Annotated in this window: 27 protein-coding genes, 2 tRNA genes and 1 pseudogene; 15 read left to right on the top strand and 15 right to left on the bottom strand. The window is 67.1% G+C overall.

Translation table 11 applies throughout. The features are described from left to right. Positions 1-7 precede the first annotated feature (7 nt). Positions 8-1,003, bottom strand: coding sequence for a DNA-formamidopyrimidine glycosylase family protein (locus Q0653_RS02320; RefSeq protein ID WP_298741321.1), 996 nt, complete (start codon positions 1,001-1,003; stop codon positions 8-10). After that, positions 1,003-1,536, bottom strand: coding sequence for a ribose-5-phosphate isomerase (locus tag Q0653_RS02315; RefSeq protein ID WP_298942295.1), 534 nt, complete (start codon positions 1,534-1,536; stop codon positions 1,003-1,005). The genes Q0653_RS02320 and Q0653_RS02315 overlap by 1 nt, the downstream gene beginning before the upstream one ends. 97 nt (positions 1,537-1,633) lie before the next feature. On the opposite strand from Q0653_RS02315, the gene pepN reads away from it, so the two are divergent. From pepN to Q0653_RS02285, 6 genes and pseudogenes are all read left to right on the top strand, one after another. Next, positions 1,634-4,177, top strand: a complete 2,544-nt coding sequence (pepN, locus tag Q0653_RS02310) for an aminopeptidase N (protein WP_298942293.1) — start codon at positions 1,634-1,636, stop codon at positions 4,175-4,177. Positions 4,178-4,284: 107 nt separating this feature from the next. Next, the gene (locus tag Q0653_RS02305; RefSeq protein WP_298741327.1) at positions 4,285-5,196 is read left to right on the top strand and encodes an ATP-binding cassette domain-containing protein; all 912 of its coding nucleotides are present in this window, start codon (positions 4,285-4,287) and stop codon (positions 5,194-5,196) included. Further along, on the top strand, positions 5,193-6,005 hold the full coding sequence (locus Q0653_RS02300) for an ABC transporter permease subunit (RefSeq protein ID WP_298942290.1): 813 nt from the start codon (positions 5,193-5,195) through the stop codon (positions 6,003-6,005). Before Q0653_RS02305 ends, Q0653_RS02300 begins: the two co-directional genes overlap by 4 nt. A 36-nt stretch (positions 6,006-6,041) precedes the next feature. After that, the gene (locus Q0653_RS02295; protein ID WP_298942288.1) at positions 6,042-7,148 is read left to right on the top strand and encodes a mechanosensitive ion channel domain-containing protein; all 1,107 of its coding nucleotides are present in this window, start codon (positions 6,042-6,044) and stop codon (positions 7,146-7,148) included. Then, positions 7,145-7,642, top strand: coding sequence for a globin (locus Q0653_RS02290; protein ID WP_298942286.1), 498 nt, complete (start codon positions 7,145-7,147; stop codon positions 7,640-7,642). Before Q0653_RS02295 ends, Q0653_RS02290 begins: the two co-directional genes overlap by 4 nt. After that, positions 7,639-9,076, top strand: a pseudogene (locus Q0653_RS02285) (FAD-binding protein). The gene Q0653_RS02290 and the pseudogene Q0653_RS02285 overlap by 4 nt, the downstream one beginning before the upstream one ends. Before the next feature lies 1 nt (position 9,077). Here the strand turns inward: Q0653_RS02285 and Q0653_RS02280 are convergent. Beyond that, positions 9,078-9,749 carry a hypothetical protein gene (locus Q0653_RS02280; protein WP_298942285.1) on the bottom strand — a complete coding sequence of 224 codons (672 nt, stop codon included), beginning with the start codon at positions 9,747-9,749 and terminating at the stop codon, positions 9,078-9,080. Between the two features lie 49 nt (positions 9,750-9,798). Between Q0653_RS02280 and Q0653_RS02275 the strand changes: the two genes are divergently transcribed. Beyond that, the gene (locus Q0653_RS02275; protein WP_298942283.1) at positions 9,799-10,674 is read left to right on the top strand and encodes an acyl-CoA thioesterase II; all 876 of its coding nucleotides are present in this window, start codon (positions 9,799-9,801) and stop codon (positions 10,672-10,674) included. Between the two features lie 19 nt (positions 10,675-10,693). On the opposite strand, the gene Q0653_RS02270 is transcribed toward Q0653_RS02275, so the two are convergent. Genes Q0653_RS02270 through ssb form a run of 4 tightly spaced genes read right to left on the bottom strand, consistent with a single transcriptional unit; the run spans position 10,694 to position 13,975 of the window. Further along, positions 10,694-11,182, bottom strand: a complete 489-nt coding sequence (locus Q0653_RS02270) for a thioesterase family protein (RefSeq protein ID WP_298741339.1) — start codon at positions 11,180-11,182, stop codon at positions 10,694-10,696. After that, a complete protein-coding gene (ettA, locus tag Q0653_RS02265; protein WP_298741341.1) occupies positions 11,175-12,854 on the bottom strand; it encodes an energy-dependent translational throttle protein EttA in 1,680 nt (559 codons plus the stop codon). Before ettA ends, Q0653_RS02270 begins: the two co-directional genes overlap by 8 nt. 35 nt (positions 12,855-12,889) lie before the next feature. After that, the gene (locus Q0653_RS02260; protein WP_298741343.1) at positions 12,890-13,390 is read right to left on the bottom strand and encodes a hypothetical protein; all 501 of its coding nucleotides are present in this window, start codon (positions 13,388-13,390) and stop codon (positions 12,890-12,892) included. 39 nt (positions 13,391-13,429) lie between these two features. After that, on the bottom strand, positions 13,430-13,975 hold the full coding sequence (gene ssb, locus Q0653_RS02255) for a single-stranded DNA-binding protein (RefSeq protein WP_298741345.1): 546 nt from the start codon (positions 13,973-13,975) through the stop codon (positions 13,430-13,432). Positions 13,976-14,236: 261 nt separating this feature from the next. Between ssb and Q0653_RS02250 the strand changes: the two genes are divergently transcribed. Continuing rightward, on the top strand, positions 14,237-14,485 hold the full coding sequence (locus tag Q0653_RS02250) for a hypothetical protein (RefSeq protein ID WP_298942279.1): 249 nt from the start codon (positions 14,237-14,239) through the stop codon (positions 14,483-14,485). A 1-nt stretch (position 14,486) separates the two neighbouring features. Here the strand turns inward: Q0653_RS02250 and Q0653_RS02245 are convergent, their stop codons facing one another. Further along, positions 14,487-15,917, bottom strand: coding sequence for a PLP-dependent aminotransferase family protein (locus Q0653_RS02245; protein ID WP_298942277.1), 1,431 nt, complete (start codon positions 15,915-15,917; stop codon positions 14,487-14,489). Between the two features lie 61 nt (positions 15,918-15,978). Between Q0653_RS02245 and Q0653_RS02240 the strand changes: the two genes are divergently transcribed. Continuing rightward, positions 15,979-16,593 carry a hypothetical protein gene (locus Q0653_RS02240; protein WP_298942275.1) on the top strand — a complete coding sequence of 205 codons (615 nt, stop codon included), beginning with the start codon at positions 15,979-15,981 and terminating at the stop codon, positions 16,591-16,593. A gap of 12 nt (positions 16,594-16,605) precedes the next feature. On the opposite strand, the gene Q0653_RS02235 is transcribed toward Q0653_RS02240, so the two are convergent. After that, a complete protein-coding gene (locus Q0653_RS02235; protein ID WP_298741353.1) occupies positions 16,606-16,809 on the bottom strand; it encodes a methyltransferase in 204 nt (67 codons plus the stop codon). A gap of 114 nt (positions 16,810-16,923) precedes the next feature. Between Q0653_RS02235 and Q0653_RS02230 the strand changes: the two genes are divergently transcribed. The 6 genes from Q0653_RS02230 (at position 16,924) to Q0653_RS02205 (ending at position 18,950) form a co-directional block, all read left to right on the top strand. Next, positions 16,924-16,995, top strand: a tRNA-Arg gene (locus Q0653_RS02230). Positions 16,996-17,066: 71 nt separating this feature from the next. Next, a complete protein-coding gene (orn, locus tag Q0653_RS02225) occupies positions 17,067-17,690 on the top strand; it encodes an oligoribonuclease (protein WP_298741355.1) in 624 nt (207 codons plus the stop codon). A gap of 34 nt (positions 17,691-17,724) precedes the next feature. After that, a tRNA-His gene (locus tag Q0653_RS02220) sits at positions 17,725-17,800 on the top strand. A gap of 24 nt (positions 17,801-17,824) precedes the next feature. Next, positions 17,825-18,175 (top strand): metallopeptidase family protein, encoded by a 351-nt coding sequence (locus tag Q0653_RS02215; protein WP_298942272.1) that lies wholly within the window; start codon positions 17,825-17,827, stop codon positions 18,173-18,175. Then, a complete protein-coding gene (gene clpS / locus Q0653_RS02210; protein WP_298741358.1) occupies positions 18,175-18,465 on the top strand; it encodes an ATP-dependent Clp protease adapter ClpS in 291 nt (96 codons plus the stop codon). Before Q0653_RS02215 ends, clpS begins: the two co-directional genes overlap by 1 nt. After that, a complete protein-coding gene (locus Q0653_RS02205) occupies positions 18,462-18,950 on the top strand; it encodes a DUF2017 family protein (RefSeq protein ID WP_298942270.1) in 489 nt (162 codons plus the stop codon). Before clpS ends, Q0653_RS02205 begins: the two co-directional genes overlap by 4 nt. On the opposite strand, the gene Q0653_RS02200 is transcribed toward Q0653_RS02205, so the two are convergent. From Q0653_RS02200 to gatC, 6 genes are read right to left on the bottom strand one after another with little or no spacing between them, the layout of a single operon-like run. Then, positions 18,951-19,520: a hypothetical protein gene (locus Q0653_RS02200; protein ID WP_298942268.1), complete on the bottom strand. Its 570-nt coding sequence runs from the start codon at positions 19,518-19,520 to the stop codon at positions 18,951-18,953. Next, complete coding sequence (locus tag Q0653_RS02195) at positions 19,504-19,821, bottom strand: hypothetical protein (protein WP_298942266.1); 318 nt, start codon at positions 19,819-19,821, stop codon at positions 19,504-19,506. The genes Q0653_RS02200 and Q0653_RS02195 overlap by 17 nt, the downstream gene beginning before the upstream one ends. A 43-nt stretch (positions 19,822-19,864) precedes the next feature. After that, positions 19,865-21,130: a DNA polymerase IV gene (gene dinB / locus Q0653_RS02190; protein ID WP_298741366.1), complete on the bottom strand. Its 1,266-nt coding sequence runs from the start codon at positions 21,128-21,130 to the stop codon at positions 19,865-19,867. A 39-nt stretch (positions 21,131-21,169) separates the two neighbouring features. After that, positions 21,170-22,684, bottom strand: coding sequence for an Asp-tRNA(Asn)/Glu-tRNA(Gln) amidotransferase subunit GatB (gene gatB, locus Q0653_RS02185; protein WP_298741368.1), 1,515 nt, complete (start codon positions 22,682-22,684; stop codon positions 21,170-21,172). Then, the gene (gene gatA, locus Q0653_RS02180) at positions 22,684-24,195 is read right to left on the bottom strand and encodes an Asp-tRNA(Asn)/Glu-tRNA(Gln) amidotransferase subunit GatA (RefSeq protein WP_298741370.1); all 1,512 of its coding nucleotides are present in this window, start codon (positions 24,193-24,195) and stop codon (positions 22,684-22,686) included. Before gatA ends, gatB begins: the two co-directional genes overlap by 1 nt. Continuing rightward, positions 24,192-24,491, bottom strand: a complete 300-nt coding sequence (gene gatC, locus Q0653_RS02175) for an Asp-tRNA(Asn)/Glu-tRNA(Gln) amidotransferase subunit GatC (RefSeq protein ID WP_298942262.1) — start codon at positions 24,489-24,491, stop codon at positions 24,192-24,194. The genes gatA and gatC overlap by 4 nt, the downstream gene beginning before the upstream one ends.

Genomic DNA, 24,491 nt, shown 5'->3' with positions numbered 1-24,491 from the left:
CTCATCCTCACACCTGACACGTCGGACACCAGTACAGCTTGCGGGCGGCCATCTCTTCGAGCACGATCGACGTGCCACAGACCCGGCAGGGCAATCCGGCGCGGTGATAGACCCAGTGGCGATCGTCACGATGGGCCATCGCACGACGGTACGCCTCGGGATCGAGATCATCCATCGTCATCATCTGGCCGGTTTCGACGCCGATGCCCAAGAGACGCACCCAGTCCTGCCAGAGGGCTCGGATCACGTCTTCCGGCACATCTCGTCCCGGCGTATGCGGGTCGAGGTTCGCGCGGAACAAGAGCTCGGCGCGGTAGACGTTGCCGATCCCACTGACGACGCTCTGATCCATCAGCAGAAGACCGATCGACGTGGGTTTGCGGCGGACGACGGACACGAAGCGCTCTTCGCCCTGGCCGGGATCATCGACGAGCGGGTCCGGTCCGAGCTTCGCGATCGTCGCCGCGACCTCGTCCGGGGTCTGCAGCTGGCACGCCGTCGGTCCACGCAGATCAGCGCAGGTGGCCTCGGTCAACAACCGCAGGCGCACCTGCCCGACGACGGGCGGCGGCCACTCATCCACGGCATCGCCGAGTCCCCTCGTCTGCTCGCTCATCCGCACGTTCACGCGAGCCCGCCGTGGCGCTCCGATCGAATTCAGTGAGTTCTCCCCCGCCGAGTCGAGGATCGGCGACAGATCGGTGCCCCGCTGGTTGGTCTGGCCCATGCGGCCGTTCGCGGAAGCGATCGTGGGATCGATCTGGATCTCGCCCGCGAAATCCCACGCACCGTACATCCCGAGATGCACGCGCAACCAGATGTCGTCCTCGAATTCGAGGAACATCTGTTTACCGACGGCGCGGACCTCCGTCGCCGCGCGCCCGTCGAGCATCGACGCGCCCTCGGTGAACCGTCCCTGCGGGCTGGATGCGGACACCCGGCGTCCGACGATGTTCCGAGCGAACTGACGTGCGATGCGATGGACAGAGTGGCCTTCGGGCATCAGCCGGCTTCGGGATCCATCGCGTCGGCCGACTCGCCTCCCGCGAGGGTCGCACGCGGGTCGGGCTCGAGCGATCCGTCGACCTCGAACGCGGCGAGCTGCGCGATGCGGCGCGCATGGCGTTCCTCGCCCGAGAAGGGTGTCTCGATGAAGCGGTCGATGAAGCCGATGGCTTCCTGCACAGTGTGCTGACGCGCACCGATCGCGATCACGTTCGCGTCGTTGTGCTCGCGGGCGAGCTCGGCCGTCGCGATGCTCCACACGAGGGCGGCGCGCACGCCCGCGACCTTGTTCGCAGCGATCTGTTCCCCATTGCCCGAGCCGCCGAACACGATGCCGAGAGTCGGGATGCCGGCATCCTGATCGTGGACGACAGCCTGTGCGGCACGGATGCAGAACGCCGGATAGTCATCGAGCGGGTCGTATTCGATGGGGCCGTGGTCGACGACGTCGTGTCCCTGCTCGGCCAGATGGTGCTGCAACTGGGTCGAGAACTCGAGCCCGGCGTGGTCCGTGGCGATGTGGATGCGCATGCCTCCCATCCTATGAAGCCGTAGGCTGGTCGGGTTGCCGTCGGCGCCAGCAGCGCCCGTCCGCGGTGGCACACCCTCACCCCACGGGAGTACTGCAGTGCCTGGAGAGAACCTCACCCGCAGCGAAGCGCAGGAGCGCCACGCGATCGTCTCGACGAGCGCGTACGAGATCGCGTTGGATCTGACCACCGGCCCGGAGGTGTTCCGCAGCCGCACCGTCATCCACTTCACCGCGACCGAAGGCGCCTCTACCTTCATCGACCTGATCGCGCGGGACGTGCACGAGATCACGCTGAACGGCCGATCGGTCGACCCAGCCACGGCTTTCGCCGACTCGCGCATCACGCTCGACGCGCTTTCCGCCGAGAACGAACTGGTCGTCGAAGCCGACGGCCTCTACACGAACACGGGCGAGGGCCTGCACCGCTTCGTCGATCCGGCCGATGGCGAGGTCTATCTGTACTCGCAGTTCGAGGTTCCCGATTCGCGGCGCGTGTTCGCCGTGTTCGAGCAGCCTGATCTGAAGGCAACGTTTCAATTCACCGTGACGGCTCCGGCCGCGTGGAAGGTCATCTCCAACTCGCCGACACCGGTCCCCGCCGTCGATGGCGCGAACGCGACCTGGACGTTCGAGCCGACCCCCAGCATCTCGTCGTACATCACGGCGATCATCGCCGGGCCCTACGAAGAAACGTTCTCCGAACTCACCAGTGCCTCCGGCCGGGTCATCCCGCTCGGGGTCTACGGACGCAAGAGCCTGTGGCAGCACCTCGACGCTGACTACATCTTCGACAAGACCCGCCAAGGGTTCGCGTACTACGAGGAGAAGTTCGGCGTTCCCTACCCGTTCGCCAAGTACGACCAGCTGTTCGTTCCGGAGTTCAACGCCGGCGCCATGGAGAACGCGGGCGCGGTGACGTTCACCGAGACCTACGTCTTCCGCTCCAAGGTCACCGATGCCGTGAAGGAACGTCGCGTCGTGACGATCTTGCACGAGCTCGCGCACATGTGGTTCGGCGACCTCGTGACGATGAAGTGGTGGAACGACCTGTGGCTCAACGAGTCGTTCGCCGAGTGGGCGTCGACGATCGCCACGGCTGAAGCCACCGAGTGGACCGAGGCGTGGACGACGTTCAACGCGATGGAAAAGACCTGGGCCTATCGTCAGGACCAGTTGCCCTCCACCCACCCCGTCGTCGCGACGATCAACGATCTCGAAGACGTGCAGGTGAACTTCGACGGGATCACCTACGCCAAGGGCGGTTCGGTCCTCAAGCAGTTGGCGGCATGGGTCGGCATCGAGGCGTTCTTCGCCGGCGTCTCGCAGTACTTCCAGAAGCACGCATGGGGCAACACCGAGCTCAGCGACCTGCTCGTCGAACTCGAAGCGACGAGCGGGCGTGAGCTCGAGACCTGGTCGAAGAAGTGGCTCGAGACAGCCGGAGTGAACACGCTCTCCCCCGAGATCAAGACCGACGCCGACGGCGTGATCACCCGGTTCGCGATCGTGCAGACCGCACCCGCGGACTATCCGACGATCCGCCCGCACCGTCTGGGCGTCGGCTTCTATACGCTCGAGGGCGACGCGCTCATCCGCACGCACCACGTCGAGTTGGACGTCGACGGCGACCTCACCGAGGTGCCGGAGCTGAAGGGTCTGAATCAACCGGATCTCGTCCTCCTGAACGACGAAGACCTCGCCTACGCGAAGATCCGGCTCGACGAGCGGTCCCTGCGCACGGCGATCGCGCACCTCGGCAAGATCTCTGACCCGCTCGCACGCTCCCTCGTGTGGGGTGCCGCCTGGGATCAGACGCGGGATGCAGAGGCTTCGGCGTCCGACTACGTCGACCTGGTTCTCCGCAACATCGGCGCCGAGACCGAGTCGACCACGATTCGCACGACGCTCGGTCAACTGCAGTTGGCCGCGAACTCCTATGTGGCACCGGAGTCCCGGGCCGCGACGCGGCAGAAGGTCGCCGACGGGCTCTGGAACCTCGCTCAATCCGCCCCGGCCGGCAGCGACAGTCAATTGCAGTTCGCGACAGCTTTCGCCTCTGCTGCCGCCACGAGTGCCCAGTGGGAGACCGTCCGCGCGCTCCGCGACGGTGAGACCGTGCTCGACGGCCTCGAGATCGACGCTGACCTCTCCTGGGCGCTGCTGGTCTCGCTCGCCGCGGGCGGCCTCGTCACGGCGTCCGACATCGACACCGCACTCGCGGCCGACAACACCGCCAAGGGCGGAGAATTCGCCGCCCAGGCGAAGGCCGCGCTGCCCGCCGTCACCGACAAGCAACTCGCGTGGGCGTCCCTGGTGGACACCGAAGGCTTGCCCAACACGGTGATCCGCTCGGCCGCGCTCGGGCTCACGCATCCGGCCGGCGTCGAGGCGCTGTCGTCGTTCATCGAACCGTATTTCGAGATGCTGTTGCCGATCTGGACGTCGCGGACCTACCAGATCGCGAACTACCTGATCGTCGGACTGTACCCGGCTCCCCTGGCCAACACGGCGCTGCGAGACGCGACCCGTGGCTGGCTCGAGGTCCATGCCGAAGCGGCTCCGGCGCTGCGCCGCCTCGTCAGCGAGAACCTCGCGGGTGTCGAGCGGGCCCTCGCCGTGCAGGAGCGCGACGCACAGTAACGGACCGCGTCCCGAGTGACGGCCTCCTCCTTCGGGTGGAGGCCGTCCCCGTGTGCTCATCCCGACGTCGGATGCGGGGACGTGGGGGCCCGGGTAGCGTCGAAGCCATGATCGTTGCAGAAAACCTCACCAAACGATTCGGCGACAAGGCGGCCGTCTCTGACGCCTCCTTCACCGTGCAGGCCGGGAAAGTCACCGGCTTCCTCGGGCCCAACGGCGCCGGAAAGTCCACGACGATGCGCATGATCGTGGGGCTCGACAAGCCCACGTCCGGCTCGGTCACCGTCGATGGGCGCCCGTACTCGTCGCTGCGGTCCCCGCTGACCGAGGTGGGGGTTCTTCTCGATGCGAAGGCCGTGCACACCGGGCGAAGTGCCCGCAATCATCTGTTGGCCATGGCCGCCACGCACGGCATCCCCCGCTCGCGGGTCGATGAGGTCATCGCGCTTACCGGCATCGCCTCTGTCGCCCGGCGCCGTGCCGGCAAGTTCTCGCTCGGCATGGGTCAGCGATTGGGGATCGCGGCGGCGCTCCTCGGTGACCCTCGCACGCTGATTCTCGACGAGCCCGTGAACGGTCTCGACCCGGAGGGTGTCATCTGGGTACGTCAGTTCGTGCGGGCACTGGCCGCGGAGGGACGCACGGTTCTGTTGTCCAGCCACCTCATGAGCGAGATGGCGCTCACCGCCGACCACGTCATCGTCCTCGGCCGCGGACGGGTTCTCGCCGACGCCTCCCTCACCGACCTGGTCGGAGCCTGGACACGCTCGGTGGTCACCGTGCGCACCCCGCGCGCCACGGAGCTCACCGGCGCGATCGGTGGCCCCGATGTCACCATCACCGACATCGCTCCAGGGGTCCTCGAGATCAGCGGACTCGCCGCCGCCGCGATCGGCGACGCCGCCGCGGCCCACGGCATCCCGCTGCACGAGCTCACACCCCGCGCGGGGTCGCTGGAAGACGCGTATCTCGCGCTGACCGAAGACGCCGTCGAATACAAGACGAAGGATGCACGATGACCGCGACCACCGCCCCGACACGGGCCCGCTCGACATCCTCCGTGCCACGCTCAGCCCGACTCTCCTTCCCGCGCGTTCTCCGCAGCGAGATGGTCAAACTCGCCACCCTGCGCTCGACGTGGTGGTCGCTGGGCATCACCGTGGCGCTATCCGTCGGCATCGCCGCACTCATCGCTGCAGCTTCACGCGACTTCGGCGGCGATTTTCCCGCGGTGGGCGCGATCACGGCGCCGATGCAGTTCACGATGCTCGTCGCCGGGATCTTCGGCGCCATGGCGATCACCGGCGAGTACTCGACCGGGATGATCCGGTCGACCCTCACTGCCGAACCGCGTCGCGGCGCTGTTGTGCTGGCCAAGTCGTTGGCGGTCGCCGTCTTCCTTCTCATCACCGTGCTCGTGAGCACCGTGATCGCCGTCGTCATCACTGCGCCTCTTCTCGGTGACGCAGGGCTTGACTGGAGCGACCCGAGTATGTCGACCATTCCGCTCGCGTACAGCCTGCTCGCCATGGTGTCGTTCGGCCTCATCGGTCTCGGGTGGGGATTCATCATCCGCAACGGCGCCGGCGCGATCGCGGCGACCGTGGGCCTGCTGTTCGTCGCGCCGATCATTCTGAGTCTCTTCTCGATCGGCGGTGAGGCGTGGCTCTGGATCGTCGAGCTCACGCAGTACCTCCCGATGAGTGCTGCGTCGACGCTGACCGGTGGTGGTGGCGGCGACGTCGCCGTGCCGATCATCACCATGATCGCGTGGCCGGTGGCCACGCTCGTCGTGGGATGGATGATCCTCCGCACCCGCGACGCCTGAGGCGGTCCAGAGGGCCCACTCGTTAGGATCGTCTCGATGAGCATCCTGCCGAGCACCACCGCACCTCCTCCCGACTGGTCGTGGGGATGGTGGGGCAATCTCGCCGTCGTCGTCGGCGTGAGGCTCGCGGCAATCGTGGGGATCATCGTCGGGGCGATTCTCCTGTCGTGGTTGCTCCGCCTCGTCATTTACCGGGTCGTGCGCCGTATCGTCGCGGGAGCGAAGTCGAAGGCCAACGTCGACGACACCCGCGCGATCGACGCCTCACCGCTGGCACAGGTGCGACTCGTGCAGCGCACCCGCACGCTCGGCACCATCCTGCAGAACATCGTCAACATCGCACTCGCGATCGTCGCGCTCTTGATGATCGTCAATGTCATCGATCAGAGCGTGCTGGGCTCGTTCGCATTGCTGTCAGCGGCGATCGGCGCCGGACTCGGCTTCGGCGCACAGAACATCGTCAAAGACGTGCTGAACGGCATCTTCATCGTGGCCGAGGATCAGGTGGGCATCGGCGACGTCGTCGACCTCGGGCTCGCAACCGGCATCGTCGAGTACGTCAGCGTCCGCATCACACACGTGCGGGATGTCAACGGCACCCTCTGGTACGTCCGCAACGGTGAGATCACCCGGATCGGCAACATGTCGCAGGGGTGGTCTCGCGTCATCATCGACCTGGCGGTCGCGGCCGACTCCGACGTGAACCAGGTCGAGAAGGCCATGCTCCACGCGGCGAAAGACCTCGCCAAAGACCCCAAGTGGCGCACGCGAATCATTGAGCAACCTGAGGTCTGGGGACTCGAATCGGTCTCCGGCGACGCATTGGTGATCCGTCTCGTCATGAAGACCCGCGCCGGCTCGAAGGATGATGTGGCGCGGGAGCTTCGGATGCGTCTCAAGCATGCGATCGACGCCCTCGGCCTCACTCTGCCCCAACTCAACTCGATCACCCTGACCGGTCTCGATGGTGCCCAACGCGTGCGTGGAGCGAATCCGCCCAAAACACACCCGACGCCCATCACCCCCGAGAAGCCGCTGTGGAAGCCGAAGCGAACGGCGAACACCACACCGCCGCTCACGGAGGCCCTGGGCGACTCGTCCGACGACTCCGGCCCCGACACCACAAAGGAACCCCGCTCGTGACCGATGACAGCCCGATCAGCTTCTACGACGAGGTCGGCGGTCACGATACCTTCGTACGCCTGGTGGATGCCTTCTACCGAGGCGTCGCTGAGGACGAGGTCCTGAAGCCGATGTATCCCGAGGAAGATCTCGGCCCGGCAGCAGAGCGCCTCACGATGTTCCTCGAACAGTACTGGGGCGGTCCATCGACCTACAGCCAGCGCCGTGGGCACCCTCGCCTGCGCATGCGGCACGTTCCCTTTCACGTGAATCCGGATGCACGGGACCGCTGGCTCGCCCACATGCGCACAGCAGTGGAGGAACTCGGCCTTTCTCCCCTGCATGCCGCGACGCTGTGGGACTACCTGGAGCGCGCCGCCTTCGCCATGGTCAACACGTTCGAGCCGTCCGGCATCGGCCCGGCTCGCCCGGCGAACGGCGCGCCCGGACTGCTCGTGCACCCCGAGACGCCGGACGCCGCTGTCTCCCCCCCGTCGACGAAGGAGTCGCCATGACCGTCAGCCAGACCCACTCTGCGGATGTCCTCGTCGTCGGATGGGGCCTCGCGGGGATCGTCGCTGCCAGCGAGGCCGCGGCGGCGGGCAAGAGCGTGGTGATCGTCGATCAGGAGTCCCGCCCCAACCTCGGCGGACAGGCGTTCTGGTCCTTCGGCGGCCTCTTGTTCATCGACTCTCCCGAGCAACGGCGGATGGGCATCAAGGATTCGTACGAGCTGGCACGGCAGGATTGGTTCGCGACCGCCGGTTTCGATCGGGCGGAAGACCATTGGCCCCGCCAGTGGGCCGAGGCCTACCTCCAGTTCGCGCACACCGAAAAGCGGGCATGGCTGCGGGAGAAGGGCGTCGGGTTCTTCCCCGTCGTCGGGTGGGCCGAGCGCGGCGGGTACACCGCGACCGGGCCGGGGAACTCCGTCCCCCGCTTCCACATCACCTGGGGCACGGGACCGGGAATCGTGGCGCCGTTCCAGGCCGCGGTCGAATCGGGCGAAGCAGCCGGCCGGATCACCATCCTGCCTCGCCACAAGGTGACGCAACTCACGACGGTGGACGAGACCGTCGTGGGCGCCTCGGGCGACATCCTCGCGCCTTCCGGTGCGGTCCGCGGAGCCGCGACCTCGCGCGAGGTGGTCGGATCGTTCCACGTCGCAGCATCCGCCACGATCGTCTCTTCGGGGGGAATCGGCGGAAACCACGATCTCGTGCGCGCCCAATGGCCGGCGCGCCTCGGCACGCCTCCGGCGAACGCTCGGCACACTCGCACATCTTCGAGCCACCGGCCATGACCACTCATGGTTCGTCCTGTCGCGCGCCATCGTCGAGAAAGAGTTCACCCTGTCGGGCAGCGAACAGAATCCGGACCTCACCGACAAGGACGTTCCCCTGCTGGTGAAATCACGACTCGGCAAGGGGGCCGCGGGTCCCGTGCAGGCGTTCCTCGACCACGGCGCCGATTTCGTCGTGCGGGACACCCTCGACTCCCTCATCGACGGGATGCGGGAGCTTCCCGGAGGTGACGCGCTCGACGGCACACGTGTGCGCCTCGAGGTCGAAGCGCGTGACCGCGAGATGGACAACGACTTCACGAAGGACGCGCAGGTCGCGATGCTGCGTTCCGCACGCGCATACCGGGGCGACCGGCTGGTGCGCACCGCGTCCCCGCACAAAATCCTCGACCCGAAGTCGGGGCCGCTGATCGCGGTGAAGCTCCACATCCTGACCCGCAAGTCGCTGGGCGGGATCGAGACCGACCTGTCGGGACGCGCACTCGGCGCGGACGGTCAGCCCGTCCCAGGTCTGTACGCAGCGGGCGAGGCGTCCGGCTTCGGGTGCGGCGGGGTACACGGGTACCGCGCATTGGAAGGGACGTTCGTCGGCGGATGCCTGTTCTCCGGCCGCATCGCCGGTCGGGCCGCGGCTGCCGCCGTCTGAGTCAGAGCGACGGCCCGGTCGTTCTGACGCCGGTGAGACCGTTGCGGACGGTACCTCGGGTGAGGACGTGCCCCCGCGTGAGCGTGAGTCGCGTCCACGGCCCCAGACGGCGGACCGCGGCGACCTCCTCGCCGCCGATGAAGCCCAACGCGAAGGCGGCGAATGCCACGCCCAGCGGAAGCCCGTCGAGCTCGTCATCGAGGCGGCCCCAGACATCGGCGCGGACTTTGCGGACGACTTCTTCTCCCGCTGTCGTCGGCACGGCTTCGGCGACCGCCGCGATTCCCCACTGCGCTCGAGCAGCCAGTGTGGCCGCTGCGATCCCTCCCGCAGATTCCCATCCGGCACGCGGCGGTGAGATCCCCGCCCAGGCCGCCGACACGGCAGTTTCCGGGAGGGACAATTCATGGGGATCGTCGGTCGGCGCGAGTGCGGATGCCTCGACGACGAGGTCGCATACCAACTCGGGATCCACGCGCACGAGACGCATCCCCAACACCGTCGGCGTCGCATCCAGCAGGCTCTCGGGCGCGAGTGGAGCAGACGTGAGAGCGAGCGTGCCGTCGGCGGCACGGAGCCGTACAGCGCCGTCGCCCAGGCGGACGGCACGCTGCGCGAAGGTCAAGGCATCGCTCGCGGTGGGGGCGTCGGGGAAAAGGAGTCGAGGGGACATCCGCCCTAAACTATCAAGCGGACAGCCCACACCAGGTGGCCTGCCCCGGATGGGAGCAGACGTGGCGGACGAGAACGATGCGGTCGCGATGATGCTGAGCGTCCTGGATCTCGCATCCAGCGACGCGCGCACAACGGAAGACATCTTCACCGGCGGCTCGCATCCCATGCCGTCGGGACGGATCTTCGGCGGGCAGGTGCTCGCACAGGCCATCATCGCCGCAGACCGGACGACGGACGACGATCGCGTTCCCCACTCCATGCACGGCTATTTCCTGCGTCCCGGCGACGCGACGCGAGGACTCACGCTGTCGGTGGATCGCATCCACGACGGCCGATCCTTCTCGACGAGGCGGACCCAGGCGTTCCAAAACGGGGTGCCGATCTTCTCGATGATCTCGTCGTTCGAACGAGAGGATCCCGGACTCGATCATCAGAGCGAGATGCCCCCGGGCATCCCCGCTCCCGAAACGGTGGCCGCCACCGCGCCCGATCTTCATCCGCTGTCTCGTCGGCTCCTCGATTCGAGCCCCATCGAGGTACTCCATGTCGACGGCGCAATCTACGACACCGCACCGACAACGGCGTCCCCGATGCAGAACGTCTGGATGCGGGCACGGCGGTCGCTCGGCGATGACCCGGCGATTCACCGCGCGGTCCTGGCCTACATGAGCGATCTGACGATCCAGGAGACGGTGTTGCGCGCCCACGGCGTGGCGTGGTCGCTACCGGGCGTGAAGGTTGCGAGCCTGGATCACGCGATGTGGTGGCACCGTCCGGCGCGAGCTGACGAGTGGCTCCTCTATGCACAGGAATCCCCGAGCGCCCGAGGTGGCCGCGGGCTCGCCCGAGGTCGACTCTTCACCCGCGACGGCGTGCTGGTCGCCACCGTCGCTCAGGAGATCATGATCCGAGTCCCCGCCTGACGACGAATCCGAGGGGCGGCTACCGCCGCGTGAAAACGACGGACTCGCCGAGGTAAGGCGTCCACGCCGATCGCATCCGGTCACTCAAACGGACCGGCCGGAACGTCTGCGCGTCGACGAGCACGACAGCCGACGATGCGCGCGCATAGAGCGTCTGCGGCGCATCGCTCAGCGGGCTGTAGACCTCGTAGCAGACTTCGATGCTCGAGCCGCCGATCTTCCCGAACCACATCTGGATGTCCAGCGGCTCGCGCCGGTACGGCACGGGAGCGAGGTACTCGATCTCCTGGCGCGCGATGAGCGTGAGCGCGCCGGCATCCACCCCCGCCTCGATCACGGCGGTGTCGGGCGCCTGCTCGCCGTCGATCGGCGACCAGAACACCCGCACACGCGCCTCTTCGAGGAGCGTGAGCATCGTCGCGTTGTTCACATGATTGAACGCGTCGAGGTCACCCCACCGCAGATGGATCGGAACGTGCAGCCGCACACTCGCCGAGGTATCAGTCACGCGTGAGCTTGCGGTAGGTCGACTTCGCCGGGTTCGCCGCGTCCGCGCCCAAGCGTTCGACCTTGTTCGCCTCGTACGACTCGAAGTTCCCCTCGAACCAATACCACTGCGCCGGGTTCTCGTCCGTGCCCTCGTAGGCGAGGATGTGGGTGGCGATACGGTCGAGGAACCACCGGTCGTGAGTGATCACGACGGCGCACCCGGGGAACTCGAGGAGCGCGTTCTCGAGGGATCCGAGCGTTTCGACGTCGAGGTCGTTGGTCGGCTCGTCGAGGAGCAGCAGGTTGCCACCCTCCTTGAGCGTGAGAGCGAGGTTCAGCCGGTTGCGCTCACCGCCGGAGAGGACGCCCGCCTTCTTCTGCTGGTCGGGTCCCTTGAAGCCGAACTTCGACACATACGCGCGGGACGGAATCTCCGTCTTGCCGACCGTGATGATGTCCAGGCCGTCGGAAACCACCTCCCACAGGGTCTTCTCGGGGTCGATGCTGCTGCGCGACTGGTCGACGTAGCTGATCTTGACGGTCTCGCCGATTTTCAGGTCGCCGCCGTCGAGGGGTTCGAGCCCGACGATCGTTTTGAACAGCGTGGTCTTTCCGACGCCGTTGGGTCCGATCACGCCGATGATGCCGTTGGGCGGGAGGCTGAAGCTCAGGCCGTCGATGAGGACACGGTCGCCGAACGCCTTGTACAGCTTTTTCGCGTCGATCACGACACTGCCGAGGCGGGGGCCCGCGGGAATCTGAATCTCTTCGAAGTCGAGTTTCCGCTTGCTCTCGGCCTCGGTCGCCATCTCTTCGTACCGAGCGAGCCGCGCCTTCGACTTGGTCTGACGGCCCTTCGCACTCGAACGGACCCAATCGAGTTCGTCCTTCAGACGCTTGGCGAGTTTCGCGTCGCGTTTGCCCTGAATATCGAGACGTTCGGCCTTCTTTTCGAGATAGGTCGAGTAGTTGCCCTCGTAGCCGATGAGGCGGCCGCGGTCGACCTCCGCGATCCATTCAGCGACGTTGTCGAGGAAGTAGCGGTCGTGGGTGATGGCGATGACCGCACCCTTGTAGGCCTGCAGGTGCTGCTCGAGCCAGAGCACGCTTTCGGCGTCGAGGTGGTTGGTGGGCTCATCGAGGAGAAGGAGGTCGGGCTTCTGCAGGAGGAGCTTCGCGAGTGCGACTCGGCGACGCTCACCACCGGACAACGGTGCCACGGCAGCATCGGCCGGAGGGGTGCGCAGGGCATCCATCGCCTGGTGCAGCTGCGAATCGAGTTCCCACCCGTCAGCCGCGTCGATTTCTTCCTGGAGTGTCCCCATCTCGGCCAGGAGTGCGTCGAAATCGGCGTCGGGGTCGGCCATCAGCGCGGAGATCTCGTTGAACCGATCGAGTTTCGGCTTGATCGCGACACCGTCCTCGATGTTCTCCAGCACCGTCTTGGTGTCGTCGAGTTCGGGCTCCTGCATGAGGATGCCGACCGTGAAGCCGGGAGCGAGCTTCGCTTCGCCGTTGGACGGTGTGTCCAGGCCCGCCATGATCTTGAGGATCGTCGACTTTCCCGCGCCGTTCGGCCCGACCATGCCGATCTTGGCACCGGGAAGGAACGCCATTGTGACGTCGTCGAGGATCAGCTTTTCGCCCACAGCTTTGCGGGCACGGACCATGGAGTAGATGTATTCGGCCATAACAGGCCCAGTCTACGTGGGCTACCGCGCAGGCCTCACCAGTCGATGGGTCGCGTCTGCCCGATCAGACACGAGCCGCCCGGCACTTCAGGGAGCACGACCGCGGTCGGAGTCGGGGTGGAGGGTCCGACCTGCCCGACCAAGCACTCCCCCTGCCAGCGGACCGAGAACTGGATCGCGTCGGCGGGGTTATCGACCGTGGTGCGATCCTGCGTGAGTTCCATGTCGGCCTTCGGGAACCCGGCGGCAACGAGCGCGTCGATGTAAGGGCGACCTTGATAGCTCTGATCGACGGCCCACACACTCTCCATCACCTGTGCGAAGAACGGCAGGTTGTCCTCGGCGGATCCGTCGGCCAGGAGCACCGGAACCGCGGACGTCGGAGTTGCGCTCGCGGCGACGGACGCCGTAGCGGACGACTCCGGCGCGGGTACCACATCGGGTCCGCCGGTACACCCGGCCCATGTGAGAGCGCCCACGAGCATGGTTGTCGCTGCGACGGAGAGGCGACGGGGAAGCGAGGTGGTTCGGCGCACCCGAGCAGTCTAGGGCGCCGAACCTGTGACCTCCGCCGGTCAGAACGGCGTCGAATCCCCCAACGGGCGGGTGTCCCAGGTCCCCGCACCGACGAGGTCGGGCGCAGGTGCGACGGTGGCGGATTCCTCCGCTTGCGCCGCACGGACGACCTGCCCGGACTGCTCCTCGACGGACGGCGCCCATTCGGTGTGTCCGGCTGACTCCTCCTGGGGACGTGTCGCCACTCGGTTGCGCTCATCGCGATGAAACGTCGCCGTGCCGAACAGCAGATCGGGTCCCACGGCATCCGCGTCGATCTCTGCTTCGGTACCCTGCTTGTCGCCTGCCTCCCAGTGCCGCACCCGGAATCGCCCGGTGACGATGACGCGCTGGCCTTTCGTGAGCGAGGCGAGGACGTGTTCGGCCAGGCGGCGGTATGCCGACACTGTGTACCAGCTCGTGTGTGCGTCGACCCACGTGCCGTCCTGCTGACGTTTCTGACTGGTCGCCGCCAGGCGGAACCTGGCGATGGGTTCGCCCCCGGGAAGGGAGCGCGGCTCCGGGGCGTTCGCGATATTGCCGACGACGGTGATGTGTTCGTTCATGACGAATCCTCTCTGCTGCGCCGAAGACGGTCCTCGGCCCGCTCCGGCACCCGGGTGCCCGCCGGGTACCGGAGCACGTTCAGCCTGTAGCGCGACGTCGCAGGCGAGACGCGCCGCACATCGATCTGTGGACAGTTCCGGGAACGAGCACGCTGGGGAGGAAGCGCGGTGACCACGGAAGAACTCTCGATGTCGGAGGTCGCGGGTAGCGTGCGAAGCATCCCTTCGAGGCGGCACATCATCGATCTGTGAGGAGCTTTCATGTCGGCGCAGATTCTCCCTCCCACTGCCCTGAACGCCGCTGGCGTGCAGATCATCCCGATCGGCATGCAGCGCTGGCGCGTGCTCGACCGCCTCGGTCGCGCACGCGGGCAACTCGTGGTCACCGACGGACCGGACGGCCCACGTTTCCGTGCCCGCAGGTTCTCCCCCTCGACCGGCACGTTCCACGATCTCGGCGACTTCTGGCGAGCGAGCGACGCACTCGAGTGTCTGCGCCTCCTGCGGTGATTCAGATGACCGCTTCGAGGAGCTCTCCCCCGGACACCGGCGCCGCCGCGCGCACGGTGGGCCACACGCGCGCGAGAACGTCGACGGCCCTGCGCAGCTGATCGGCGGGAGCAGTGAACGGGATGCGGAGGTGACGGTCGTGCCCACCGTCGACCGCGAACCTCGAACCGGCCGAGAGATATACCCCGTGAGCGCGCGCCGCCAGCACGAGACCCGAGCTGAGCGGAGCGTCCAATTCCACCCAGAGGGCAACGCCGCCGGGGACGTGCGGTACGCGCCAGCCCGGAAGCTCGCACCGCAACGCGGCGGTCAGGGTATCCCGCCCCTCGCGGAGGAGCGCCGAGCGCTGGACCAGGATCTCGGGCATCACCGGCAGGAGCCGCGCCGCGACGGCTTGCTCGAACTCCGGAGTACCGAGGTCACGGCGGGGCCGAGCCGCGACCAGACGTCGGATCAGTTCTGGATCGGCTCGGATCCATCCGACCCGCAGGCCACCCCAGACCGTCTTGCCCAACGACCCCAGGCGAATGATGTCCGCGTGCGCGGACACGCTGGCATCGACGAACGTGGCTCCCGCGAGGCGGGGGTCGATCGCGAGCTCCGCCGTCGTCTCGTCGATCACGAGAGTTGTTCCGGCGCGGACCGCGGCCTGAGCGATGACGGATTGCTCGTGAGCGGACATGCTGCGGCCCGTGGGGTTCTGGAAACTGGGCATCAGGTACGCGAGCGTCGGCGAGGTCCTCGCGAACGCCTGCACGGCGCGATCCAGATCCCATCCTTCTGTGGTCACGGGGACACCGACCAGACGTGCACCGGCTTCGCGCAACGCTTCCGCCGCGTGGGGGTAGGTCGGCGTCTCGATCACCGCCCGGTCCCCACGATGCATCAGCACGCTCGCCAGGAGGTGGATGGCAGCCTGCGCTCCCGTCGTGATCATGATCTGGTCCACCGAGGTCTCGATACCGCGTCGGGTGAAGCGCGCGGCGACCGCGGAGCGCAGCTCCAGGGAGCCGAGGACGTCGTAGCCGGAGCGCGCCACGAGAGAGGCTGCATCCAGCGCCGTCTCGCTCATCACTCCCGCCAAACCCGGCCAGGCGGCCGGGCTCGCTTGCTGAAGGTCGATGTCATCCTCGTCCACGGCGACCCGACCGAGCTCGCGGCGCCGGAGCGGCAAAGTCATGCTCCCCGAACCTCGCACGCTCTCGATGTGTCCCGTGTCGCGCAAGCTGCGGTATGCAGTGGCAACCGTCGTCCGGCTCAGCCCGAGAGCCCCCGCGAGTTCGCGCTCGGCCGGAAGAGCCGTCCGCGGCGCGAGACGATTGTCGAGGCACAGCAGACGGATACCGTCTGCCAGCGCCTCGTAGGCCGGTTCGCGCGTGCGCCACCCGCCGAGGGCAGCCGCCAGTGCCCGCGCGGTGAGTCGAGAGTCCATGCATCCACGATAGGCGAATTGGACTGGTGCCTAAATGCCAATCATGGGATTGGATGGCTCTATGGGTTTTCGTCTCCTTCAGCTCTTGGCGGGATTGGTTCTGTTCGGGGCCGGGTGCGGGGTCATGGTGCAAGCGGGCATCGGGCTGGATCCGTGGACCGTGTTCGCGCAGGGATTGTCGCTGCAGACGGGCATCGGCATCGGGTGGGTCACGAACATCGTCGGATTCTTGGTGCTGTTGCTCTGGATTCCCCTGCGGCAGCGCCCGGGTATCGGCACGATCGCGAACATTCTGCTCGTGGGCACCAGCATGCAGGCGACGATCGCGCTCGTCCCGCACGTCGATGGCTTCGTGTGGGACCTGCTGATCTTCCTCGGCGGGATGCTGTTGGTCGCTGTGGCATCTGGCCTCTACATCGGCGCCGACTTCGGGCCGGGCCCGCGCGACGGCCTCATGACCGGCCTCAATTCACGCTTCGGCTGGCCGATCTGGGCTGCGCGGCTCGGCGTCGAAGCCACTGTGCTCGTCGCCGGCTGGCTCCTGGGCGGCACCGTGGGGCTCGGGACGGTCATCTTCGCTCTCTGCATCGGACCCCTCGTCCACGTCGCGCTTCCGCCGTTCGACCACCGGCGCACCCGAGCGCGCCGCGCCGCGCGCGTGACGCACCCCGGTTGATCGAAGCCGCGCTCAGTGCTCCCGAAACTGCGGCCAGTCCGAACCTGGGCTCAGATGACCGTGCAACGCGTTCTTGGCGATGTCCATCGAGGGATACGTGCCGAGGCTGGCTTCCGCGCCGGCGAGAGTCACGGTGTACCCGTCGCCCTGCTTCCGCACGCTCCCGACGACATTCCCCTCGCTGCCGTACGCGACCCACAGACTGGATGAACTCATGGTGGTGCCCCTCTCGTCCTTCACCGACGCTACGCCGCACGCGCACGTCGCGCCATGGTCAGGGCCGAATCGCCGCGCACAGCGACGCACGGTACGGTAGAAGCGGTCTCACCACCCTCCATAGCTCAGCGGAAGAGCGAGCGGTTTCTACCCGCAAGGTCGGGGGTTCGAATCCTCCTGGGGGGACTTTGAGCCGACCTGCGCGTCATCGCCCGTGCGTGGGACCGGCGTGTCGACCGGCTCGTTAGGATGTCGGAATGGTGAATGCCGCGGAAAGCGACCGGATCGTCTGGATCGACTGCGAGATGACGGGGCTCGATCTTGCCGTCGATGAGCTCGTCGAGATCGCGATCGTCGTGACCGATTTCGAGCTGAACATTCTCGATCCCGGTTTCCAGATCGTCATCAAACCCGACGATTCCGCTCTGGCGAATATGAACGAGTTCGTGACGAACATGCACGCATCCTCGGGGCTGCTGGCGGAGATCCCCCAGGGCGTGAGCCTGGCCGAGGCAGAATTCGACGCGCTCGAGTACATCCAGCGCTTCGTGCCCGAAGGAAAAGCGCCCCTCGGTGGCAACACGATCGGCACCGACCGCATGTTCCTCGCCAAGTACATGCCCCGCGTCGATCGCTGGCTGCACTACCGCAACGTGGACGTGTCCAGCATCAAGGAACTCTCCCGCCGATGGTACCCACGCGCCTATTTCCAGGCGCCTGCGAAAGACGGTGGACACCGAGCGCTCGCCGATATCCGAGAGTCCATTCGCGAACTCGCGTACTACCGCGAGGCGGTCTTCGTCGCCGCGCCCGGACCGACATCCGACGAGGCGCGGGAAGCAGCGGCGTCCGCCGTGTCGTCGTTCACCCACGAGCTGTAATACACTTGTGGGGTTGCCCGGAGATGGGCACATGGTGGGTATAGCTCAGTTGGTAGAGCGCGGCCTTGTGGTGGCCGATGTCGCGGGTTCGAGCCCCGTTACTCACCCCAAGTACTCCCCGGTGGGAGGGTGACATGATCGAGATGGATGCTGCGGCGTTCGATCACCTCGTCACCGACGAACTCGACCGACTCCCCGACGAGGTGCTCGACGGGCTCGACAACCTCGTGTTCGTCGTCGAGGATCGCCCGGAAGACGGGAGCCTGGATCTTCTCGGCCTGTACGACGGGCTCGCGCTCACCGAGCGGGACAGGTACGGCATGGGCGAACTCCCCGACCGCATCATCGTCTACCGCGAGCCCCACCTGCACGTGTGCGACGACGTCGACGAACTTCGCGAGGAAGTGCACACCACGCTCGTCCACGAGATCGCGCACTTCTACGGCATCGATGACGAACGACTGCACGAACTGGGGTGGGCGTGATGAGCGTCGCGCTCCCGCTCGGGGACGTCGATCTGCGTCTCGAGGAGACGCCTTTCGGCTCTTGGCAGACGGTGGTGTGGAACGATCCGGTCAACCTCATGAGCTACGTCGCGCACGTCTTTCGCGAGTACTTCGGATTCACGGCCGAACGCGCAGAGAACCTCATGCTCGCAGTGCACCACGACGGGCACGCGGTCGTGGCCGAGGGCGCCCGCGAGCAGATGGAATTGCATGTCCAGGCCATGCACGACTACGGCCTGTGGGCAACGGTGCGCGAGGCGGGCGCGTGACGGGGTCAATCGAACTCGACCTGTCGCTGATCGAGGCGGCGCACCTGACCGATCTCATCGATCAGTTCCTCGAGGTCGTCACCGCCCCGGGATCCACCGACGATCCCGCGGTCGCACGACTCGTTCCGGACGCCTACCGAGACGACGAGGCCGCCGCGAGTGAGTTTCGACGCCTCACGCAGTCCGATCTGCTCGATCGTCGACGGGTCGATGCGCAGGTCGTCGCCACGACGCTGCTCCGGGACGGCGAGCGGTTGTCGCCGGCGTCCCTCAACGTCACGCAGTTCGACGAGCGCCTGCATGTCGTGCTGGACCGCCCGGCGTCCGGGGCATGGCTGCGGACACTCAGCGCCCTGCGGTTGGTGCTGGCGACCAGGCTGGGCATCCATTCCGAGGACGACCATGACGACACGGATGGTCGGTTCGGTATCTACGACTGGCTGGGCTATCGGTTGGACGGGCTGGTACGCGCTCTCGACCGCTGATCACGGCATCGAGAACACGAACGTCGCGAGATCCTGCGGCCGGTGCTGAGCGAGATGCGTTTCCTCCTGTGCAGCCCACTGATCCCAGTGCGGACGGTAGGTCTCGCCATCCCGATCGAGCGCCCGTCGCTTGCGCGAGGATTCGGGCGCCTCCAGCCAGACGGAAACGTCGGCCAGTGCCACGCTCTCGGGTGTGAGCAGGCCTGCTCCTTCGACCAAGAGCGGCCGGTTCGGATCGATCGTGTGCGCCTCCGCACGTCTCCCGAGAGACCACTCCCATCGATGCCAGGTTCCGGAGCCGCCGTCCGCGTGCGGCCTGAGGATGCATCGCAGCGCCTCCGCCACGCCGGCCGCCAGGCCGTCCCAGCCCGGGTAGAGATCGTCCAGGGCAACGAGTTGCAGACGCCCGCCACTGCGCGCCACCAGATCGGCCGCCAACGTCGACTTCCCGGACCCCGAACGACCGTCGATCAGCGCGAGCGGCCTCGGCGTGGAACCGAGCTCAGCGTGGAGCCTATCGGCCGCACCGGAGAGCGCCGCCGCGAAATCCACGTCAGCGCTTGAGCGCACGGATGATGCGGCTGAGCGCCCGACCCACGACCCACACGAGCGGGATCGCGATCGCTGCGAGCGAGACGAGGTTCGGTTCGAATCGCAGATCATCGCCCTTGCGGATGTAGGCGCCCAGCGGAATCGCATATCCGCCACCGCCGCCACCGCTGCCCTCGGCCGCTTCTCCGGCACCGAATCCGGTGCACGCGAGCGCGACCGGCACGAGCGTCACTCCCCCCACGTCTTGTTGCTGTCCGTAGACGCTGGTGACGCCGAGCGAGGCTGTCTGCTTGCCGAGTTCGAGTGCGAGGTTGGGCATGTGTTCCACCGTACTGCGCGGGTGGGTCCGGCGCACGGCATCGTCAGTCGTGCGGTCGGTGCGGAAGCCGGGGGTTGGTGGGGAGCGCATTGACGTCGCGGCGCGGGCCGATCACGCTGGCACGCGTCACCGCACCCCCTCCGAAGCGCTCGCGTGCGCCGTCGAGCGCCGCATCGATACGTTTCCAGCCCGCGTCCTCGTCCCACAGCGGCACCATGCCACCGCCGGGAGAGCGCAGCTTTTCCGCGCGGACGCCGATGAGCCGCACAGGCTGGGAGAGGTCGAGCTGATCGAAGAGACCGATTGCGACGTCGCCGATCCGTTGGCCCACGTCGGTGGGTTCGGCAGGAGTCGACGCCCGCGTCAGCGTGGTGAAGTCCGCGTAGCGAAGCTTCAGCGCGATCGTGCCCGCTTCCCATCCCCCGGCGCGCAACCGTGCAGCCACGCGATCGGCGAGTCGGCGTAGCTCGCTGCGCAGCACCACCGGGTCGGCGACATCTTCAAGGAAGGTCTCTTCGTGCCCGACGCTTTTCTCGACGCGTTCGACCTCCACCGTGCGCGGGTCGTGTCCCTGCGCCAGGTGCCGGATTCGCTGGCCGGTGGCCGCTCCGAGCGCACGCTCGAGCACAGACGGCGGTGTGGCGAGAATGTCGGCGACCGTGTGGATGCCGCGACCCTCCAACGCCTCGGCCGCTTTCGGTCCGACACCCCACAGTGCCCCGACCGGCCGGGACGCGAGGAACGCCGGAGTATCTGCGGCGCTCACGATGAGGAGACCGTCGGGCTTTGCCAGGGTCGAGGCGATCTTCGCGACGTGCTTGGTCGAGGCGACTCCGATGCTGCACACCAGACCGGTCTCCGCGAGCACCCGAGCACGCAGTGCGCGCGCGATCTGCCCCGGGCTCCCCCACAAGCGGCCCGCGCCTGCGACATCGAGGAAGGCCTCATCGATCGACAGCGGCTCGACGAGCGGAGTCACCGAGTGGAAAATGTCCATGACCTGCCGTGAAAGTGCCGCATACCGATCGAAATGCGGGACAACCACGATCGCCGTCGGACAGAGCCTCAGGGCCACCTGCATCGACATCGCCGATCGCACACCGTAACGGCGCGCTTCGTACGAGGCGCTGGAGACCACGCCACGCCCCTCCGTGCCGCCGACGATGATCGGCTTTCCGGCGAGCGATGGGTTGTCGAGCACTTCGACCGACGGGTAGAAGGCATCCATGTCGACATGCAGGATCCGGGTACCCGAATCGTCGGCGCCGTCCGGCGAGACGATCCGCCCCGTTCCGTCGCCGCGTCCCATGCATCCATTCTGCCGGTCACCTCCGACAGTCGGCGCGAGCTACTGCGCGGCGCGCTCGAGCACGAGTTCGCGCACCCGGCCCGCGTCGGCCTGCCCGCGCATCGCCTTCATGACGGCGCCGATGACGGCGCCCGCCGCCTGCACTTTGCCGTCGCGAATCTTCTCCAGCACATCTGGCTGGGCAGCAAGCGCATCGTCGATCGCAGCGATCAGCGGGCCATCGTCCGAAACGACCGCGAGTCCGCGCGCGTCGACGACCTCTTGCGGCGTGCCTTCACCGGCGATGACGCCTTCGAGGACCTGACGGGCCAGCTTGTCGTTGAGAGTGCCCGCATCGACGAGCAACTGGAGCGCGGCCACCGAGGCAGGCCCGATCAACGAGGTCGCCTCGACGCCCTGCGCGTTGGCAAGGCGCGAGATCTCCCCGGTCCACCACTTGCGCGCGGCGGCAGGCGTGGCACCGGCCGCAACCGTGGCCTCGACTTCCGCGAGGAGCCCGCCGTTGGCGACATCCTGGAACTCGAGGTCGGTGAAGCCCCAGTCACCCTTCAACCGGCGACGGCGGACGGACGGCGCCTCGGGGAGAGCTGCGCGCAACTCTTCGATGAGAGCGTCGGAGGGAACCACAGGCAACAGATCGGGCTCGGGGAAATACCGGTAATCATCGGCATCCGACTTGGGACGACCCGGCGACGTGCGCCCGGTGTCTTCGTGCCAGTGCCGAGTCTCCTGCGTGATCGACCCGCCCGCGGCGAGAATCGCGGCCTGTCGCTGGATCTCGTAGCGAACGGCACGCTCGACCGAGCGCATCGAGTTGACGTTCTTCGTCTCGGTGCGCGTGCCGAGTTTCTCCTGCCCACGCGGGCGCAGGGACACGTTCGCGTCGCACCGCAAGTTGCCCCGCTCCATCCGCGCCTCCGAGATGCCCAGTGCGAGGACGATGTCACGGATCGCCGCAACATAGGCCTTCGCCACTTCGGGAGCGCGATGCTCGGTGCCGTAGATCGGCTTCGTGACGATCTCGACGAGCGGCACACCCGCACGGTTGTAGTCGACGAGCGAGTATTCCGCCCCCTGGATTCGGCCCGTCGACCCACCCACGTGGGTCAGCTTGCCGGCATCCTCCTCCATGTGCGCACGCTCGATCGGCACATCGATCACGGTGCCGTCGGAGAGTTCGATCTGCACCTCACCCTCGAAGGCGATCGGCTCGTCGTACTGCGAGATCTGGTAGTTCTTGCCGAGGTCGGGATAGAAGTAGTTCTTCCGCGCGAAACGGCTCGTCGGCGCGATCGAGCACCCGAGAGCGAGACCGAGGCTGATCGAGTAGCGCACCGCCGTCTCGTTGACGACCGGCAGCGAGCCGGGGAGACCCATATCGACCGGGGCGACGAGGGTGTTCGGCGCCGCATCGTGATTGTCGGCGTGGGCCGGGTTGCCGGCGGCCGAGAACATCTTCGTGGCGGTGTTGAGCTCGACGTGAACCTCGAAGCCCAGCACCGGCTCATAGAGCTCGAGCGCCTTGTCGAAGTCGAGCAGTGCATCCTTGGCCATCAGCGGGCCCCTCCCAGCAGCGGGGCGCGGTCCAGCAGCGGACCACCCCATTCATCGACGAGCAGAGCTTCCAGCGCAGCACCTACGCGGTACAGGCGGGCATCCTCGCGGGCGGGAGCGATGAATTGGATGCCGACCGGCAGTCCGTCTTCTGCCGCCAGTCCGGAGGGGATCGAGATCCCGGGGACGCCGGCGAGGTTCACCGGAATCGTGGTGACGTCGTTGAGGTACATCTGCAGCGGGTCATCGATCTTCTCCCCCAGCCGGAAGGCCGTGGTGGGCGCCGACGGCGTGGCGATCACATCGACCTGCGCGAAGGCGTCGTCGAAGTCGCGCTGAATGAGCGTGCGCACCTTCTGTGCGCTGCCGTAATACGCGTCGTAGTAGCCGGCCGACAGCGCGTAGGTGCCGAGAATGATGCGGCGCTTGACCTCGTCTCCGAAGCCGAGGTCGCGCGAGCGCGCCATCACGTCCTCGACCGTGCCGCCCGGCACGTCGACACGAAGACCGAAGCGGACCGAGTCGAACTTCGCGAGATTGCTCGATGCCTCGGCGGGCAGGATCAGGTAGTACGCCGCCACGCCGTACTCGAAGTGCGGGGCGCTGATCTCCACGATCTCTGCGCCCTGCGCCTCGAGGAGCGCGAGTGAGGCGCGGAAGGATGCCGACACTCCCTCCTGGAAGCCGCTGTCGGGCAGTTCGCGAATGACGCCGACCTTCAGGCCCTTCAGCACGTCACCGCGGGCACCTTCGCGCGCGGCCGCGGCGAACGACGGCCAGGCGTCGGTCAGCGACGTGGAATCGTGCGGGTCATGCCCGCCGATGACGTCGTGCAGCAGCGCCGAGTCGAGGACGGTGCGCGAGACGGGGCCGACCTGGTCGAGGCTTGAAGCCAGAGCGATCGCGCCGAAGCGGCTGACGCCGCCATACGTCGGCTTGAGCCCCACTGTCCCGGTCACGTGTGCGGGCTGACGGATCGAACCGCCGGTGTCCGAGCCGAGGGCGATCGGCGCTTCGAACGCGGCAACGGCCGCAGCCGAGCCTCCGCCGGAGCCGCCGGGGATCCGGTCGAGGTCCCACGGGTTATGGGTCGGTCCGTACGCGGAGTGCTCGGTGGAGGAGCCCATCGCGAATTCGTCCATGTTCGTCTTACCGAGGGGTACGAGGCCCGCCGCACGCGCACGGGCGACGACGGTCGCGTCGTAGGGCGACAGGAATCCCTCGAGGATCTTCGATCCGCTGGTCGAGGGCATGTCGGTCGTCACGAGGACGTCCTTGATCGCCAGCGGAACGCCGGCGAGGTCACCGAGCTGCTCACCCGCGGCGCGGCGACGATCGATGTCGGCCGCGACGTCGAGCGCGTGATCACTGACGTGAAGGAATGCGTGCACGTCGCCGTCGACCGCGGCGATGCGGTCGAGGTGAGCCTGCGTCGCTTCGACGCTCGATACTTCGCCGGTCGACAGGCGCGCGGCGAGGTCCGCGGCGCTCATTCGGATCAGTTCGCTCACTGCTCTTCTCCCAGGATGGCGGTCACGCGGAAACGTCCGTCGGCGGCATCCGGGGCATTCTGCAGCACCTCGTCGCGGGTCAGCATCCGGCCCACCACATCGGGACGGAACACGTTGTGCAGCGGAATCGGGTGGCTCGTCGCGGGGACGTCGGGGGTGGCGACCTCGGACACCTTGGCGATGTTGTCGACGATGGCGTCGAGCTGACCGGTGAGACGCTGCACCTCCTCGTCGCTCAGTTCGATCCGGGCGAGCACGCCGAGATGGCGCACGAGATCAGGGGTGATTTCAGACAC

It is taken from the genome of uncultured Microbacterium sp. (assembly GCF_947488465.1).
GTDB lineage: Bacteria > Actinomycetota > Actinomycetes > Actinomycetales > Microbacteriaceae > Microbacterium.
This window is presented reverse-complemented; position numbering and strand designations above follow the sequence as displayed.

Excerpts from the sequence above, each read along its gene's own strand:
- Q0653_RS02300 (WP_298942290.1), top strand. The coding sequence starts at position 5,193 with ATGACCGCGACCACCGCCCCGACACGGGCCCGCTCGACATCCTCCGTG.
- Q0653_RS02280 (WP_298942285.1), bottom strand. The coding sequence starts at position 9,749 with ATGTCCCCTCGACTCCTTTTCCCCGACGCCCCCACCGCGAGCGATGCC.
- Q0653_RS02240 (WP_298942275.1), top strand. The coding sequence starts at position 15,979 with ATGGGTTTTCGTCTCCTTCAGCTCTTGGCGGGATTGGTTCTGTTCGGG.
- Q0653_RS02245 (WP_298942277.1), bottom strand. The coding sequence starts at position 15,917 with ATGGACTCTCGACTCACCGCGCGGGCACTGGCGGCTGCCCTCGGCGGG.
- Q0653_RS02275 (WP_298942283.1), top strand. The coding sequence starts at position 9,799 with ATGGGAGCAGACGTGGCGGACGAGAACGATGCGGTCGCGATGATGCTG.
- Q0653_RS02315 (WP_298942295.1), bottom strand. The coding sequence starts at position 1,536 with ATGCGCATCCACATCGCCACGGACCACGCCGGGCTCGAGTTCTCGACC.
- gatB (WP_298741368.1), bottom strand. The coding sequence starts at position 22,684 with ATGGCCAAGGATGCACTGCTCGACTTCGACAAGGCGCTCGAGCTCTAT.
- Q0653_RS02250 (WP_298942279.1), top strand. The coding sequence starts at position 14,237 with ATGTCGGCGCAGATTCTCCCTCCCACTGCCCTGAACGCCGCTGGCGTG.
- ettA (WP_298741341.1), bottom strand. The coding sequence starts at position 12,854 with ATGGCCGAATACATCTACTCCATGGTCCGTGCCCGCAAAGCTGTGGGC.
- Q0653_RS02320 (WP_298741321.1), bottom strand. The coding sequence starts at position 1,003 with ATGCCCGAAGGCCACTCTGTCCATCGCATCGCACGTCAGTTCGCTCGG.
- ssb (WP_298741345.1), bottom strand. The coding sequence starts at position 13,975 with ATGAACGAACACATCACCGTCGTCGGCAATATCGCGAACGCCCCGGAG.
- Q0653_RS02235 (WP_298741353.1), bottom strand. The coding sequence starts at position 16,809 with ATGAGTTCATCCAGTCTGTGGGTCGCGTACGGCAGCGAGGGGAATGTC.
- clpS (WP_298741358.1), top strand. The coding sequence starts at position 18,175 with ATGAGCGTCGCGCTCCCGCTCGGGGACGTCGATCTGCGTCTCGAGGAG.
- dinB (WP_298741366.1), bottom strand. The coding sequence starts at position 21,130 with ATGGGACGCGGCGACGGAACGGGGCGGATCGTCTCGCCGGACGGCGCC.
- Q0653_RS02305 (WP_298741327.1), top strand. The coding sequence starts at position 4,285 with ATGATCGTTGCAGAAAACCTCACCAAACGATTCGGCGACAAGGCGGCC.
- Q0653_RS02215 (WP_298942272.1), top strand. The coding sequence starts at position 17,825 with ATGATCGAGATGGATGCTGCGGCGTTCGATCACCTCGTCACCGACGAA.
- Q0653_RS02195 (WP_298942266.1), bottom strand. The coding sequence starts at position 19,821 with ATGCCCAACCTCGCACTCGAACTCGGCAAGCAGACAGCCTCGCTCGGC.
- Q0653_RS02295 (WP_298942288.1), top strand. The coding sequence starts at position 6,042 with ATGAGCATCCTGCCGAGCACCACCGCACCTCCTCCCGACTGGTCGTGG.
- orn (WP_298741355.1), top strand. The coding sequence starts at position 17,067 with ATGGTGAATGCCGCGGAAAGCGACCGGATCGTCTGGATCGACTGCGAG.